The following is a 15,237-nucleotide window of genomic DNA, read 5'->3' on the forward strand; positions in this document are numbered from 1 at the left end:
TGTTTGTCTGGAGTTTTAGTCTAACTTGTGACTTGAGGAAAACCCATATGTCCAAAATTGTGAAAGTCATCGGCCGTGAAATCATCGACTCACGCGGCAATCCAACTGTTGAAGCCGAAGTTCATCTGGAAGGCGGTTTCGTCGGTCTGGCTGCAGCGCCGTCAGGGGCTTCTACCGGTTCCCGTGAAGCACTGGAACTGCGTGACGGTGACAAGTCTCGTTTCCTGGGTAAAGGCGTACTGAAAGCGGTTGCTGCCGTTAATGGCCCAATTGCTCAGGCTGTGCTGGGTAAAGATGCCAAAGACCAGGCTAACATCGATAAGATCATGATCGACCTGGACGGCACTGAGAACAAATCCAATTTCGGCGCTAACGCTATTCTGGCGGTTTCTCTGGCCGCTGCCAAAGCTGCTGCTGCTTCCAAAGGCATGCCGCTGTATGAGCACATCGCTGAACTGAACGGCACCCCAGGCAAATTCTCTATGCCTCTGCCAATGATGAACATCATCAACGGTGGCGAGCACGCTGACAACAACGTCGACATTCAGGAATTCATGATTCAGCCAGTGGGCGCGAAAACCCTGAAAGAAGCCGTACGTATGGGTTCTGAAGTGTTCCATCACCTGGCAAAAGTGCTGAAAGCCAAAGGCATGAACACGGCGGTGGGTGACGAAGGTGGCTATGCGCCAAACCTGGGTTCTAACGCCGAAGCTCTGGCTGTTATCGCTGAAGCAGTGAAAGCAGCAGGTTACGAGCTGGGTAAAGACGTTACTCTGGCCATGGACTGTGCAGCCTCTGAATTCTACAAAGACGGCAAATACGTGCTGGCTGGCGAAGGCAACAAAGCCTTCACTTCTGAAGAGTTCACTCACTTCCTGGAAGACCTGACCAAACAGTACCCGATCGTTTCTATCGAAGACGGTCTGGACGAGTCTGACTGGGATGGCTTCGCTTACCAGACCAAAGTGCTGGGCGACAAGATCCAACTGGTAGGTGACGATCTGTTCGTAACCAACACCAAGATCCTGAAAGAAGGCATCGAGAAAGGCATCGCGAACTCCATTCTGATCAAATTCAACCAGATCGGTTCTCTGACCGAAACTCTGGCGGCGATCAAGATGGCGAAAGACGCAGGTTACACCGCGGTGATCTCTCACCGTTCAGGTGAAACCGAAGACGCTACCATCGCTGACCTGGCGGTAGGTACTGCGGCTGGCCAGATCAAAACCGGTTCTATGAGCCGTTCTGACCGTGTAGCGAAGTACAACCAACTGATCCGTATCGAAGAAGCGCTGGGTAGCCGCGCACCGTTTAATGGCCTGAAAGAAGTTAAAGGTCAGTAATCGTCATAACGGTTTGGTTTGTTGGTAAATTATTCACGGGGAGTGCTTAGGGCACTCCCCGTTTTTTTATGACGTGAACCGCGAACGTGGCGCTTACAGGTTCTGCGCTGAGGCCACGGCGGATGGCGCTTTCTTCCGCACCCACAGCCAGTAAGCCAGGGTGAGTAAGGCGACCCAGACCAGGCCGACATACAGTGCGATGCGGCTTTCCTCGAAGTAACCCAGCAGCCCGATCACAAACACCATAAACGCCGTTGCTACCGCGGGAGCGACTGGCCACCAGGGCACCGGGAAGCTCAGTTGGCTGACTTCTTCTTTGGTGAGCGTGCGGCGCATGGCGATCTGCGACAGCAGGATCATCAGCCACACCCAAACGGTGGCAAAGGTGGCGATCGACGCAATGATCATAAAGATCTGTTTCGGGATGAAATAGTTGAGCACCACCGCCAGCAGCAGCGCGATGGACATCACCAGCACCGTCATCCAAGGTACACCGCTGGAAGTCAGCTTGGAGAAGCTTTTCGGCGCCTGGCCGTCGCTGGCCATACCGTACATCATGCGGCCTGCACCAAAGATGTCGCTGTTGATGGCGGAGATGGCGGCGGTGATCACCACGACGTTCAACACGTTAGCGGCGGAGCTGATGCCCAGATTACTGAAGATCTCCACGAACGGGCTGCCTTTCTGGCCGATGCTGTTCCACGGATAAATCGCCATCAGCACCAGTAGGGTCAATACGTAGAATAACAGTATGCGTATCGGCACGGAGTTGATGGCTTTCGGCAAGACGGTGGCCGGATCTTTGGCTTCGCTGGCGGTAATCCCGATAATTTCAATACCGCCGAAGGCAAACATCACCACGGCCAGCGAAGCGACGACGCCGCCAATGCCGTTGGGCATAAAGCCACCGTGTTGCCACAGGTTGCTAAAGCCGGTGGCTTCATGTGACTGGCCGAAGCCGAACATCATCACCGCCGCGCCGCCGACGATCATCGCCACAATTGCCGCGACTTTCACCAGCGAAAGCCAGAACTCCATTTCACCGAATACTTTGACGTTGCACATGTTGAGTGCACCGATAAACATAATGATGCTCAGTACCCAGACCCACTGCGCGACATCCGGGAACCACAGCCCCATATAGATGCCGAAGGCTGTGACATCGGCCAGGGCGACGATCACCATTTCGAAGGTGTAGGTCCAGCCGGTGAGAAACCCGGCCAATGGGCCAAGATAGTGGCTGGCATAGTGGCCGAAGGAACCGGAAACCGGCTGATGAACTGCCATCTCCCCCAGCGCACGCATGACCATAAACACGGCTGCGCCGCCGACCAGATAGGCCAACAGCACGGCGGGGCCGGCCAGTTGGATAGCGCCTGCCGAACCGTAAAACAGCCCGGTGCCAATAGCGGAACCTAAGGCCATAAAGCGAATGTGACGTGCGTTCAAGCCACGCCGGAGTTGAGTTTTTTCGTTACGCATGTTGCTTCCCCGTTTTAGAGTTGTTGTCGGACAGGCAGCACTGCCCACACCGGGGGAACGAACCCGGTGGGACAGAGTACGAACTTGTAGGGTATATCCCTCTGTTTTTCAAACCGCAGTGTTGTTTTCTGCGATTTGAAACCCATTAGGCGTGTAAAGAAACGGCTATGCCTGGCTAGGCAACAGCGCCGCGGGCATCAGCGATGTCAGGTGACCTGCCGCCAACAACTGACTTGCAGCTTCGATATCGGGGGCGAAGAACCGATCCTTATCGTAGTAACTGACATGTTCGCGCAGCAGGCGGCGTGCCTGCTCCAGGCCTTCGGTGGTTTGCAGGCCTTTGCGCAGATCCAGCCCCTGACAGGCCGCCAACCATTCCACCGCCAGGATACCGCGCACGTTATCGGCCATTTCCCACAGGCGGCGGCCAGCGGCCGGTGCCATGGAAACGTGGTCTTCCTGGTTGGCAGAGGTGGGAATACTGTCGACGCTGGCCGGGTGGGCCAGCGCTTTGTTCTCGCTGGTCAAGGCTGCTGCCGTGACCTGAGCGATCATAAAGCCTGAGTTCACGCCGCCGTTATCTACCAGGAAGGGCGGTAGCTGCGACATGTGTTTATCCATCATCAAGGAAATACGGCGTTCGGTGAGCGAACCGATTTCGGCGAATGCCAACGCCAGGTTATCGGCGGCCATGGCTACCGGCTCGGCGTGGAAGTTACCGCCGGAGAGCACATCGCCCTGTTCGGCAAATACCAGCGGGTTATCGGAAACCGCGTTGGCTTCGATCTCCAGCACCTCTGCCGCATTGCGGATCTGCGTCAGGCACGCCCCCATCACCTGCGGCTGGCAGCGCAGAGAGTAGGGATCTTGCACCTTCTCACAGTTCTGGTGTGAATCGGATACGGCGCTGCGTTGGCCCAACAGGTGGCGATAGGCCGCGGCGGCGTCGATCTGGCCGCGCTGGCCGCGCACTTCGTGGATTCGAGCATCGAACGGGCTGCGAGAACCTAATGCTGCTTCTACCGTCAGGCTGCCGGTCACGGTGGCTGCCGCGTATAAATCTTCTGCATCAAACAGGCCGCGTAGGGCAAAGGCGGCGGAGACCTGTGTGCCGTTCAGCAGGGCTAGTCCTTCTTTGGCGGCAAGCTGAATCGGCTTCAGGCCTGCTTTGGCCAGCGCCTCAACGGCTGGCAACCATTCGCCCTGATAACGGGCCTTGCCTTCACCCAGCAATACCAGGCTCATGTGCGCCAGCGGGGCCAGATCGCCGGAAGCACCGACAGAGCCTTTTAGCGGGATATGTGGATAGACTTCGGCGTTCACCAGGGCCATCAATGCCTGAATCACTTCCAGGCGGATGCCGGAAAAACCGCGTGACAGGCTGTTGATCTTCAGCACCATGATCAGGCGCACCAGGCTGTCGTCGGTGGCTGCCCCCACTCCGGCCGCATGTGAAAGCACGATGGAACGCTGCAAGTTTTCCAAATCTTCGCGGGCGATGCGGGTTGAGGCCAGTAGGCCAAAGCCGGTGTTGATGCCGTAGGTGGTACGGTTTTCTGCCACAATGCGCTCTACACAGGCCACGCTTTTTTGGATCGCGCCATAGGCATTGTCGTCCAGTGTCAGCTTCACCGGATGTTGATAAACCTGGCGCAGCTCGGCAAGTGTCAGTTTTCCTGGGCGGATAGTCAGCGCTTTCATGCTTTGTCTCCCTGAGTGGCCGCGACCATTGGCAGGTTGAGGCCCTGCTCACGTGCACAATCGATAGCAATATCATAGCCTGCATCGGCATGGCGCATCACGCCGGTGGCCGGATCGTTATGCAGTACGCGGGCGATACGCTCAGCGGCTTCGTCGGTACCGTCACAGACGATCACCATCCCGGAATGCTGCGAGAAGCCCATACCGACGCCCCCACCGTGGTGCAGAGAAACCCAGGTTGCACCGCTGGCGGTATTCAGCAGGGCATTGAGCAGCGGCCAGTCAGATACTGCGTCTGAGCCGTCTTTCATCGCTTCGGTTTCGCGGTTCGGGCTGGATACTGAACCGGAATCCAGATGATCGCGGCCAATGACGATTGGCGCGGACAGTTCGCCACGGCGCACCATTTCATTGAACGCCAGCCCCAGCTTGGCGCGTTGGCCCAGGCCAACCCAGCAGATACGTGCCGGCAAGCCCTGGAAGCTGATGCGCTCACGCGCCATGTCCAACCAGCGATGCAGATGCTCATCGTCTGGGATCAGCTCTTTCACCATGGCATCGGTCTTAAAGACATCCTGCGGATCGCCAGACAGTGCCGCCCAGCGGAACGGACCGACGCCGCGGCAGAACAGCGGGCGGATATACGCCGGAACAAAGCCTGGGAAATCGAAGGCATTGCTGACACCCATCTCTTTTGCCATCTGGCGGATGTTGTTGCCATAGTCGAAGGTCGGCACGCCCATTTTCTGGAATGCCAGCATCGCTTCAACATGTTCGGCCATCGATTGTTTGGCCGCTTTGACCACCAGCGCAGGTTCAGTCTGCGCACGGCGGCGATATTCTTCCCAGTTCCAGCCTTTCGGCAGGTAACCGTTGAGCGGATCGTGGGCGCTGGTCTGATCGGTAACCATATCCGGGCGTACGCCGAGTTTGACCAACTCCGGCAGGATCTCTGCCGCATTGCCACACAGCGCGATGGAGATGGCTTTGCCCTCGGCGGTGTAGCGCTTGATACGCGCCAGTGCGTCGTCCAGATCGGTAGCCTGCTCATCGACGTAGCGGGTTTTCAGGCGGAAATCGATGCGGCTCTGCTGACATTCGATGTTCAGCGAGCAAGCGCCAGCCAGCGTGGCGGCCAGTGGCTGTGCGCCGCCCATGCCACCCAGGCCAGCGGTTAATACCCAGCGGCCCTGCAGGCTGCCGTTGTAATGCTGGCGGCCTGCTTCGACGAAGGTTTCATAAGTGCCTTGCACGATGCCCTGGCTGCCGATGTAGATCCAACTGCCTGCGGTCATCTGGCCGTACATCGCCAGGCCCTTGGCATCCAGTTCGTTGAAGTGCTCCCAGGTCGCCCAATGGGGCACCAGGTTAGAGTTGGCGATCAGCACGCGCGGGGCATTGCTGTGAGTTTTGAATACGCCGACCGGCTTGCCGGACTGCACCAGCAGGGTTTCGTCGTCTTCCAGTTTTTTGAGGGTTTCGACAATCTTGTCGTAGCAATCCCAATCACGGGCAGCGCGGCCGATACCGCCGTACACCACTAGCTCGTGCGGATTTTCCGCTACCTCAGGATCGAGATTGTTCATTAGCATACGCAGGGGGGCTTCGGTCAGCCAGCTCTTGGCATTTAATTGTGTGCCGCGGGGAGCGCGTATATCGACGTTGCGAACTTTGTTATTTGCAGTCACAGCTATTTCCTCAAACAGTATCGGTACAAATTTTATGACGCAGCAGTAGATCACTCACCATGTCATAACAATGCGTCGGGATAATTAACATATACTTGTATGTACAAGCATATGCAACACTGACCAGTCAGCGAGGAAAATGCCATAAGAAAAAGTGATTTCTTTTTTTAATCAATCAACTAGCTTAGAAATGAGTGGGAAAACCATGGGTTTAGCCCAGAAAAATAGTGAGCTACCAGACAAAAATGAATTAAAATTGCGTCATTTTTGAGCGTTAAATCACAATAATTTTACATACCCATTACAAGTTAGATGCGTGGTCATAAAAGAGCCATATCGTAGCTGGGGGCAGCCAGGATTCGCAGGCCCAACGCTGGGCAGCGCTGTGGCGCATAATTTGAAATCTGCGATAATACCCTTTTACCCTGCCAGATTGAGAAGCCAATGCAGTATCCGATTAACGAAATGTTCCAAACCTTGCAAGGTGAAGGCTATTTTACCGGCGTTCCGGCTATTTTTATCCGCCTGCAGGGCTGCCCGGTGGGGTGTAGCTGGTGCGATACCAAGCACACCTGGGAAAAGGATGCCGATCGGGAAGTGGATATGCAGCGGATCCTGGTGAAAACCGCCGAGAGCGATGCCTGGGGCAGCGCCAGCGCCGAACAGCTGCTTGAGATGATCCAGCAGCAAGGTTACACCGCCCGCCATATTGTGATTACCGGTGGTGAACCCTGCATCTACGATCTGATCCCGCTGACCACGTTGTTTGAAAACAGTGGCTATGGCTGCCAGATCGAAACCAGCGGTACCCATGAGATCCTCTGTTCGCCTACCACCTGGGTGACGGTTTCACCAAAAGTGAAGATGCGTGGGGGGTTGACCGTCTTGCCACAGGCGCTGATGCGTGCTGATGAGATCAAACATCCGGTCGGGCGCGAGCGTGATATTGATGCATTGGATGAGTTACTGGCAACGCTGCAGGATGAAAAACGCCGTATTATCGCGTTGCAGCCGATCAGCCAGAAAGAAGAGGCGACGCGTTTGTGTATTGCCACCTGCATCGCCCGCAACTGGCGGCTTTCGATGCAGACGCATAAGTATTTGAATATTGCCTGAGATTTGCCAATGTGAGGAAAGAGGGTGAGGGAACGAAAGCCCCTCACTCTGTGCTTTCATCTTTCAGCCTTTATACACACAGCCTGCGGTACAGGTTTCTTTCACCATCACCGCCGTCAATTCCGGCAGCTGCGGTTTGAGTTGCTGCCAGATCCAGGCGGCCAGGACTTCGCTGGTGGGATTTTCCAATCCGGGAATATCGTTCAGATAATGGTGGTCCAGGCGTTGCCAAATTGGCTCAAACGCCGCCTTCAGTTCGGCAAAATCCATTACCCAACCGGTGTGTGCATCCACTTCACCCGTGACTTCCAAGCTCACCATAAATGAATGCCCATGCAGGCGGCCACACTTATGGCCTTCAGGGACATGCGGCAAACGATGGGCAGCTTCAAATAGAAAATCTTTAAACAGCGTGGTTGCCATTATTTTGGCCTCATTGATTCTAAAAACGCCGCACAGTGTAGCGAAAAGCGGCTTTGCTTACCATTTATACCCTTCTTCCCACCTTGCTCTTTCAAACCGCTGTGGCTCAGCCATCGGTGGGGTTAACACTTTTTTTGTTTGGTCGGCGCAGTGCTTATCGGATGAGGTCGTTAACCCTAAATCCGCTTCATGCAAAAAAGAGTAAAAAAAGTGTTTTACTTTCATGGTGATAAAAAAACTCTCTTAGTGCTTTAAGCGTTATCACTTACCAGAAAAACAGCTTAGTCATTTTGGTTATTATTTATTGCTATCCCTTATTTAATCGTTGCAATGACGCTCGGTAACCTTACAAACTCTCCTGATCTACAAATAACGACAATACAGCGACTGACACTGGCTAAGCATAGGATATCCGTACTGCGATGACGACTCAGGTTCCCCCAACATCTTTGCTCCCGCTGACACCCGAACAGTTGGCACGCCTCCAGGCCGCGATTGGTGAGTATTCACCCACGCAACTGGCGTGGTTGTCCGGCTATTTCTGGGGAATGGTTAATCAGCAACCGGGAGCTGTCGCCAGCACCGCGGTTGTACCTGCTGCCGCGGCGGCGGCCAGCATTACCCTGATCTCTGCCTCACAGACCGGCAATGCGCGCCGGTTGGCGGAACAGCTGCGTGACGATCTGCTAGCGGCTAAACTGAGCGTCACCTTGGTGAATGCGGGTGACTACAAGTTCAAACAAATCGCTCAGGAACGCTTGCTGGTGCTCATCGCCTCGACGCAAGGAGAAGGCGAACCGGCGGAAGAAGCCGTGGCTCTGCATAAATTCCTGCATTCCAAAAAAGCACCAAAACTCACCGACACCGCCTTTGCCGTATTCGGTTTGGGCGACACCTCTTACGAGAACTTCTGCCAATCCGGTAAAGACTTTGATGCCAAGCTGGCCGAGCTGGGCGCTGAGCGGCTGGTTGAACGCATTGATGCCGATGTGGAATACCAAGAGCTGGCAAGCGCCTGGCGCAAGCAGGTGGTGGAGGTGCTGAAGGGGCGAGCGCCAGCAGAAGGTAGTGCGCCAAGCCTATTAGCGAGCGGTGCTGCCGATCTGCACAGCAGCAGTCTTTACAGCAAAGAGCAGCCACTGACCGCGCAACTGGCGGTGAAGCAAAAGATTACCGGCCGTGGCTCAGATAAAGATGTGCGCCATATCGAGATCGACTTAGGGGATTCCGGTTTGCGTTATCAACCGGGGGACGCGTTGGGTGTCTGGTTTGATAACGATCCGCAATTGGTGGACGAATTGGTGCAGTTGCTGTGGCTGAAGGGGGACGAATCGGTTGCGGTAGAAGGTAACACCCTGCCGCTGCGCGAGGCGTTGCGCACCCACTTCGAACTGACGCAGAACACCACACTCATTGTGGAAAAATACGCTGCGCTATCACGCGATGAAAAACTGATTGGCCTGCTGGCCGATAAATCCAAGCTGCAACACTACGCGCACAATACGCCGATTGTTGACATGGTGCGCCAGGCTCCGGCGGATTTGCACGCTGAGCAATTGATGGGTCTGTTGCGCCCGTTAACGCCACGTTTGTATTCGATCGCCTCTTCTCAGGCAGAGAATGAAAACGAAGTGCATATTACCGTGGGGGTAGTGCGTTACGACATCGATGGCCGTGCCCGTGCCGGTGGCGCTTCCAGCTTCCTGGCGGATCGTCTGGAAGAAGAGGGCGAACTGCGGGTGTTTATCGAACATAACGACAACTTCCGTCTGCCAGCCAACCCTGAAACGCCGGTGATCATGATCGGCCCTGGCACCGGTATTGCGCCGTTCCGCGCCTTTATGCAGCAGCGTGAGGCCGATAGCGCGACGGGGAAAAACTGGCTGTTTTTCGGCAACCCGCATTTTACCGAAGATTTTCTGTATCAGGTTGAATGGCAACGCTATGTGAAAGACGGCTTACTGACCCGTATCGATCTGGCCTGGTCGCGCGATCAGCAGCATAAAGTCTACGTGCAGGACAAACTGCGCGAACAGGGTGCAGAAGTCTGGCGCTGGATCCAGCAAGGTGCCCATATTTATGTCTGTGGCGATGCCAACCGCATGGCGAAAGACGTTGAAAACACATTATTAGCACTGGTGGCCGAGCACGGTGGTATGGATACCGAGCAGGCAGATGAATTTTTAAGTGAGCTGCGCCTTGAGCGCCGTTATCAGCGAGATGTTTACTGATGAGTGATAAACACCCTGGGCCTCTGGTGGTTGAAGGCAAATTGGCCGATGCCGAGCGCTTGAAGAAAGAGAGCAACTTCCTGCGCGGTACCATTGCGGAGGACTTAAAAGACGGCCTGACCGGCGGCTTTAACGGCGACAACTTCCTGCTGATCCGTTTCCACGGCATGTACCAGCAGGACGATCGTGATATTCGTGCTGAGCGTGCCGAGCAAAAACTGGAGCCGCGCCACGCTATGATGCTGCGCTGCCGCCTGCCAGGGGGAATTATCACCCCGCAGCAGTGGCTGGGCATCGATAAATTTGCGCAGGAAAGCACCCTGTACGGCAGCATCCGTATTACTAACCGCCAGACGTTCCAGTTCCACGGCATCCTGAAAGGCAATGTGAAACCGGCCCACCAGTTGCTGAACCGCTTGGGGCTGGACGCATTGGCCACCGCCAATGATGTGAATCGCAACGTGCTGTGTACCTCGAATCCGGTAGAGTCTGAACTGCATCTGCAAGCCTACGAGTGGGCGAAGAAAATCTCTGAGCACCTGTTACCGCGCACCCGTGCCTATGCCGAAGTGTGGTTAGATCAGGAAAAGATTGCGACCACCGATGAAGAGCCGATCCTCGGGGCCACCTATCTGCCGCGCAAGTTTAAAACTACGGTGGTGATCCCGCCGCAAAACGATGTCGATCTGCACGCCAATGACATGAACTTTGTGGCGATCGCCAAAAACGGCACGTTGGTGGGCTTTAACCTGTTGGTGGGCGGTGGCCTGTCGATCGAACACGGTAATAAGAAAACCTATGCGCGCAAGGCGAGTGAATTCGGTTACATCCCGCTGGAGCACACGCTGGCAGTGGCTGAGGCGGTGGTTACGACCCAGCGCGATTGGGGCAACCGTACCGATCGCAAGAATGCCAAAACCAAATACACGCTGGAGCGTGTCGGTGTCGACACCTTCCGCGCCGAAGTGGAAAAACGCGCCGGTATCACCTTTGAGCCGGTACGCCCGTATGAATTTACCGGCCGCGGCGATCGTATCGGTTGGGTGAAAGGCATTGATAACCAGTGGCACTTAACGCTGTTTATTGAGAACGGCCGCCTGCTGGATTACCCAGGGCGCCCGCTGAAAACCGGCATGGCCGAGATCGCCAAGATCCACAAAGGGGATTTCCGCCTGACGGCCAACCAGAACCTGATCGTGGCTGGCGTGCAAGAGAGTGAGAAGGCGAAGATCGAAGCGTTGGCGCGTAAACATGGCTTGATCGACGATGCGGTCAGTGAGCAACGCAAAAACTCAATGGCCTGCGTCTCTTATCCCACCTGCCCGCTGGCGATGGCCGAAGCCGAACGTTTCCTGCCGGAGTTTGTTACTAAAGTTGAAGGCATTATGCAGCAGCATGGCGTTGGCGATGAGCATATTGTGTTGCGTATCACCGGTTGCCCGAACGGCTGTGGCCGTGCGTTGCTGGCAGAGATTGGCCTGGTGGGCAAAGCGATTGGCCGTTACAACCTGCACCTTGGCGGTAACCGTGAGGGGACGCGCATTCCACGCATGTACCGTGAGAACATTAACGAAGCCGACATCCTGCAGGAGATCGATCAGTTGGTCGGTCGTTGGGCACAAGAACGCAACGCGGGCGAGGGGTTTGGTGATTTCACGATCCGCGCCGGGATTGTCCGGCCGGTGGTGGACTCAGCTCGGGACTTTTGGGATTAAAAAACGCGACATTCGAGTCGGGTGTCTATATTCCCCCTCACCGAGAGTAAGAGGGAACGGTTTGAGCTCGCTGGTTCAATAGGAATCAGGAACTTATCAAGTGCGCAGCCTTACTCCCTCTCCTTTGGGGAGAGGGCTGGGGTGAGGGGATTAATGAGCAGTATCAGGAGGCAAGCAACATGGCTGAACTCGATCTGGTAGCGCTAAATGCCTTGCCAAAATCAGGGCAGGCGCTGGCACTGGCGGTAGTCAATGGTCAGTTGGAACACCTTTCGGCGCAGGAGCGGGTCGCATGGGCGCTGGAGCATTTGCCGGGTGAATTTGTGCTTTCTTCCAGCTTTGGTATTCAGGCGGCGGTCTGCTTGCATCTGGTTACCCGCATCAAGCCGGATATCCCAGTGATCCTGACCGATACCGGTTACCTGTTCCCAGAGACCTATCAGTTTATCGATCAACTGGCCGACAAACTGCAGCTCAATCTGCACGTGTTCCGTGCCGAGCATTCAGCGGCCTGGCAGGAAGCACGTTACGGCAAACTGTGGGAGCAGGGCGTTGAGGGGATTGAGAAATACAATCAGATTAACAAGGTTGAACCGATGAACCGCGCGCTGGAAACGCTGGGCGCGCAGACCTGGTTCGCTGGTTTACGCCGCGAACAGTCCGGCAGCCGTGCCAACCTGCCGGTGCTGGCGGTGCAACGCGGCGTGTTCAAGATCCTGCCGATTATCGATTGGGATAACCGCCAGATTTACCAGTATCTGACCGAGCACGGGCTGAGTTACCACCCGCTGTGGGAACAAGGCTACTTATCCGTTGGTGATACGCACACCACCCGTAAATGGGAAGAGGGCATGAAAGAGGAAGAAACCCGCTTCTTTGGCCTGAAGCGCGAGTGTGGCTTGCACGAGGGGTAAGGTGGCTGACAATGAGGGGGGAGAACCCCTCATTGTGTTTACCAGAGAGTCGACGACCAGAAAACCCGGCCAATAATATGGATGCGCTGCTCAAACTCCTGACGATTCAGAGACTCATCGGGGTATTCAGCGCTATTAAAGCTCTTGATGATCACCCCACCATCAGGCTTGGCCACCAACTGCTTGACGCGGATTAAATCCCCATCCCGGATCGCATAATAGTCGCCATCATTGATTGGAAACTGATTCGCGGTATCAATCCCCACCACATCGCCACTGCGCAACAGCGGTGCCATGCTATTACCAATGACTCTGACAACCCGGGCATCACGGGCATTCACCCCCAAGCGGCGTAGGGTATAGCGCCGAAACGGCAGGCGATAGATTTCCCTTTCCTCTTCGGGCATGGCACCGCTACCTGCTGACGCCTCAACGTCCAGCACCGGGATATCGATGAACTCCTTGTGATCCTGATCCATCGACTCCCACTCTTCGACGCGTAAGCGGCTCTCTTTGATTTCATCGAGTTTAGGTGACGTTGCCGCTGAATTACCCTCACCAAACAGCAGCCACTGTGATGTTACCGACAGTGATTCTGCCAGTTTCTCCAGATTGCGTGGCGATCGGGTTTGCCCCGTCTCGATTTTATTGATGGACTGCTGACTGACCCCCACTTTTTCTGCCAGGGCTTTTTGGCTCAAGCCGAGTTGCTCGCGCCGTTTCGCCAAGCGTTCACCTAAAGTTTGCATAATTCATCTCCTGTTCCCCAGATTATAAATGAAAAAAGCACAATAACAACCTGTAAGGGTTGGCACAACTTGATTATATTGATTAAACAACTATAGGTATGTAATATACAACAACGATAGTTAGCCTGTATTGGAGCAAAAATGAACAATGTAAAGGACAGCCTTGAGACGTGGGGCAACTGGGCTCGTTGTCATCTGGGAACTGAATATTCAACGGTAAATATCACTTTTCAGGAAGCGTTGCCGATGAGCAATTCCAACCGAGCTCGCATTGATGACAAAGAAGGTATGTTGATCGATGCAGCCGTCGCGGGGCTGAAACGCTTTGATTTATTGGCTTATAAATTGATTATCGCTCACTATGTTTATCGTGTCAGCCAGAACCGTTTAGCAAAAGAGATCGGTAAAGCACAGAGCTATGTTGCCAATCTGTTGCGTATCGCCGAGGCCTTCATCGCCGGGCAGATCTTCTCTTATACCGAGACTGCAGCGAGCGCTTGAAGATGCTTTCCCCATGCTTTCCCGAGATACCGCCGCAAGGCGGTATTTTTTTACCCACAACAAAAATAACAACAAAAAAGTGTTGATCTAATCAGATTAGCTGGTATGGTAACAACTATAAGGTCAAAGAGTTGTATCTTGAACTCAGCCACCTGAAGCCCTTCTCCTCTGTGTGAAGGGCTTTTTTGTTTGTACCTCTGAAAACGTATTCACGGTCAATAGGCGCGTTGCTGTCGGCGACGACTTATTGCCGTAAATCATATGCACACTGAATCGGTGCATATGTACACCGGGAAGAACGCTTTTCCCACCGCCAATCGGGCAAAAAACAATAATAGTTAAGTAATTGGAGACGACTATGTCACAGGGCGCACGCCATTCGGTTTACTTTGTTAAAGAAGCAATTAGCGGAACTACCCCAAATACTCCAGCGCTGACGGTGTTCCGTGCAACGCAAAACTCACTGGATATCAAAATCAGTACGCTTGAATCTTCTGAGTTGCGCAGCGATGCAGAGGTTTCTGATCTGCGTTTGGGGACTCGCAGCGTTGAAGGTTCTCTGTCAGCAGAACTGACTTTCGGCACTTTCGATGATTTGATCGCTGCGGCATTACGCAGTACATGGACTACCGATAATAAATTGACGGCGGGTGTTCTGCGTCAGTCATTTACCTTTATTGATTACCAGGCAGATCTGCCTGCTGCTGATGGTCAGTACACTATCTATCGCGGCTGTGAAATCAATTCCATGTCGATGAAAGTGAGTGCCGAAGGGATCACCACTATCGAGTTTGGCATTATCGGCCGCACCATGGAGATTGCCAACGCGCTGCCAACCGGGGCGACCATTACTGCGGCAACCACTACGGCACCTATGGATGGTTTCTCAGGTTCGCTGCTGGAAGGGGGCAAAGCAGTCTCAGTGGTTACCGAAGTGGATCTGACGGTAGAAAACGGCATTGAATCGCGTTATGTCGTCGGTTCAAAAACCGCTATTACGCCAAGCACCAAACGCCGTACGGTAAGCGGCACCCTCAACACCTATTTTGAGGACAATGCGTACCGTAAGAAATTTATCAACGAAACGGAGAGTAATATCAGTTTTGATTTGCTGGATCCTAATAGTGCAACCAAAAAATACACGGTTAAGGTTCCACGCCTGAAATTTACCGAAGCACCGCGCAGTATTGATGGCGAAGGCGATATTATGATCAACCTCAATTATCGTGGGTTGCTGGATCGCACCGTTGGTGCCAGCGTGCAGATTACGCGGGTTGTTGCGTAATAAAAATCAAGTTTAAAAATAACAAACAATAATAAGATCTGCCTAAGCGATCCTTTTGCTCAGGTAGCGTAGTTTTTTCAGTTTTAAAG

General features: G+C 54.2%; 12 protein-coding genes. 7 read left to right on the forward strand and 5 right to left on the reverse strand.

Translation table 11 applies throughout. The features are described 5' to 3' along the window. Nucleotides 1–47 precede the first annotated feature (47 nt). Complete coding sequence (eno, locus tag WG891_RS00475; protein WP_337261167.1) at nucleotides 48–1,343, forward strand: phosphopyruvate hydratase; 1,296 nt, start codon at nucleotides 48–50, stop codon at nucleotides 1,341–1,343. Between the two features lie 93 nt (nucleotides 1,344–1,436). On the opposite strand, the gene WG891_RS00480 is transcribed toward eno, so the two are convergent. The 3 genes from WG891_RS00480 to hutU form a co-directional block, all read right to left on the reverse strand. Then, a complete protein-coding gene (locus WG891_RS00480) occupies nucleotides 1,437–2,825 on the reverse strand; it encodes an amino acid permease (RefSeq protein ID WP_337261168.1) in 1,389 nt (462 codons plus the stop codon). A gap of 165 nt (nucleotides 2,826–2,990) precedes the next feature. Then, nucleotides 2,991–4,526 carry a histidine ammonia-lyase gene (gene hutH / locus WG891_RS00485; protein WP_337261169.1) on the reverse strand — a complete coding sequence of 512 codons (1,536 nt, stop codon included), beginning with the start codon at nucleotides 4,524–4,526 and terminating at the stop codon, nucleotides 2,991–2,993. Beyond that, nucleotides 4,523–6,214 (reverse strand): urocanate hydratase, encoded by a 1,692-nt coding sequence (gene hutU / locus WG891_RS00490; RefSeq protein ID WP_337261170.1) that lies wholly within the window; start codon nucleotides 6,212–6,214, stop codon nucleotides 4,523–4,525. The genes hutH and hutU overlap by 4 nt, the downstream gene beginning before the upstream one ends. A 444-nt stretch (nucleotides 6,215–6,658) precedes the next feature. Between hutU and queE the strand changes: the two genes are divergently transcribed. After that, nucleotides 6,659–7,330, forward strand: coding sequence for a 7-carboxy-7-deazaguanine synthase QueE (gene queE, locus WG891_RS00495; RefSeq protein WP_337261171.1), 672 nt, complete (start codon nucleotides 6,659–6,661; stop codon nucleotides 7,328–7,330). Nucleotides 7,331–7,393: 63 nt separating this feature from the next. Here the strand turns inward: queE and queD are convergent, their stop codons facing one another. Next, entirely contained in the window at nucleotides 7,394–7,753 is a 360-nt protein-coding gene (queD, locus tag WG891_RS00500; protein ID WP_337261172.1) for a 6-carboxytetrahydropterin synthase QueD, read from the reverse strand. A gap of 422 nt (nucleotides 7,754–8,175) precedes the next feature. Here queD and cysJ point away from each other — a divergent pair, with 422 nt between their 5' ends. From cysJ to cysH, 3 genes are all read left to right on the forward strand, one after another. Beyond that, nucleotides 8,176–9,984 (forward strand): NADPH-dependent assimilatory sulfite reductase flavoprotein subunit, encoded by a 1,809-nt coding sequence (gene cysJ, locus WG891_RS00505; protein ID WP_337261173.1) that lies wholly within the window; start codon nucleotides 8,176–8,178, stop codon nucleotides 9,982–9,984. Continuing rightward, the gene (gene cysI / locus WG891_RS00510; RefSeq protein WP_337261174.1) at nucleotides 9,984–11,699 is read left to right on the forward strand and encodes an assimilatory sulfite reductase (NADPH) hemoprotein subunit; all 1,716 of its coding nucleotides are present in this window, start codon (nucleotides 9,984–9,986) and stop codon (nucleotides 11,697–11,699) included. The genes cysJ and cysI overlap by 1 nt, the downstream gene beginning before the upstream one ends. A 179-nt stretch (nucleotides 11,700–11,878) precedes the next feature. Then, entirely contained in the window at nucleotides 11,879–12,613 is a 735-nt protein-coding gene (gene cysH / locus WG891_RS00515; protein ID WP_337261175.1) for a phosphoadenosine phosphosulfate reductase, read from the forward strand. 38 nt (nucleotides 12,614–12,651) lie between these two features. Here cysH and WG891_RS00520 read toward each other — a convergent pair whose 3' ends face one another. After that, nucleotides 12,652–13,362, reverse strand: coding sequence for an XRE family transcriptional regulator (locus WG891_RS00520; RefSeq protein WP_337261176.1), 711 nt, complete (start codon nucleotides 13,360–13,362; stop codon nucleotides 12,652–12,654). A 141-nt stretch (nucleotides 13,363–13,503) separates the two neighbouring features. Here WG891_RS00520 and WG891_RS00525 point away from each other — a divergent pair, with 141 nt between their 5' ends. Together WG891_RS00525 and WG891_RS00530 are read left to right on the forward strand one after the other, a co-directional pair. Next, complete coding sequence (locus WG891_RS00525; RefSeq protein ID WP_337261177.1) at nucleotides 13,504–13,863, forward strand: antiterminator Q family protein; 360 nt, start codon at nucleotides 13,504–13,506, stop codon at nucleotides 13,861–13,863. Nucleotides 13,864–14,221: 358 nt separating this feature from the next. After that, the gene (locus WG891_RS00530; RefSeq protein ID WP_337261178.1) at nucleotides 14,222–15,148 is read left to right on the forward strand and encodes a phage tail tube protein; all 927 of its coding nucleotides are present in this window, start codon (nucleotides 14,222–14,224) and stop codon (nucleotides 15,146–15,148) included. The last annotated feature ends 89 nt before the right edge of the window (nucleotides 15,149–15,237 follow it).

The sequence above is a fragment of the Serratia sp. MMO-28 genome, assembly GCF_037199905.1.
GTDB classification, from domain to species: Bacteria; Pseudomonadota; Gammaproteobacteria; order Enterobacterales; family Enterobacteriaceae; genus Chania; species Chania oryzae.

What these genes read in the sequence shown, in the direction of transcription:
- eno (WP_337261167.1), top strand. Translation starts at nt 48, where the DNA reads ATGTCCAAAATTGTGAAAGTCATCGGCCGTGAAATCATCGACTCACGC.
- WG891_RS00480 (WP_337261168.1), bottom strand. Translation starts at nt 2,825, where the DNA reads ATGCGTAACGAAAAAACTCAACTCCGGCGTGGCTTGAACGCACGTCAC.
- hutH (WP_337261169.1), bottom strand. Translation starts at nt 4,526, where the DNA reads ATGAAAGCGCTGACTATCCGCCCAGGAAAACTGACACTTGCCGAGCTG.
- queE (WP_337261171.1), top strand. Translation starts at nt 6,659, where the DNA reads ATGCAGTATCCGATTAACGAAATGTTCCAAACCTTGCAAGGTGAAGGC.
- queD (WP_337261172.1), bottom strand. Translation starts at nt 7,753, where the DNA reads ATGGCAACCACGCTGTTTAAAGATTTTCTATTTGAAGCTGCCCATCGT.
- cysJ (WP_337261173.1), top strand. Translation starts at nt 8,176, where the DNA reads ATGACGACTCAGGTTCCCCCAACATCTTTGCTCCCGCTGACACCCGAA.
- cysI (WP_337261174.1), top strand. Translation starts at nt 9,984, where the DNA reads ATGAGTGATAAACACCCTGGGCCTCTGGTGGTTGAAGGCAAATTGGCC.
- cysH (WP_337261175.1), top strand. Translation starts at nt 11,879, where the DNA reads ATGGCTGAACTCGATCTGGTAGCGCTAAATGCCTTGCCAAAATCAGGG.
- WG891_RS00520 (WP_337261176.1), bottom strand. Translation starts at nt 13,362, where the DNA reads ATGCAAACTTTAGGTGAACGCTTGGCGAAACGGCGCGAGCAACTCGGC.
- WG891_RS00525 (WP_337261177.1), top strand. Translation starts at nt 13,504, where the DNA reads ATGAACAATGTAAAGGACAGCCTTGAGACGTGGGGCAACTGGGCTCGT.
- WG891_RS00530 (WP_337261178.1), top strand. Translation starts at nt 14,222, where the DNA reads ATGTCACAGGGCGCACGCCATTCGGTTTACTTTGTTAAAGAAGCAATT.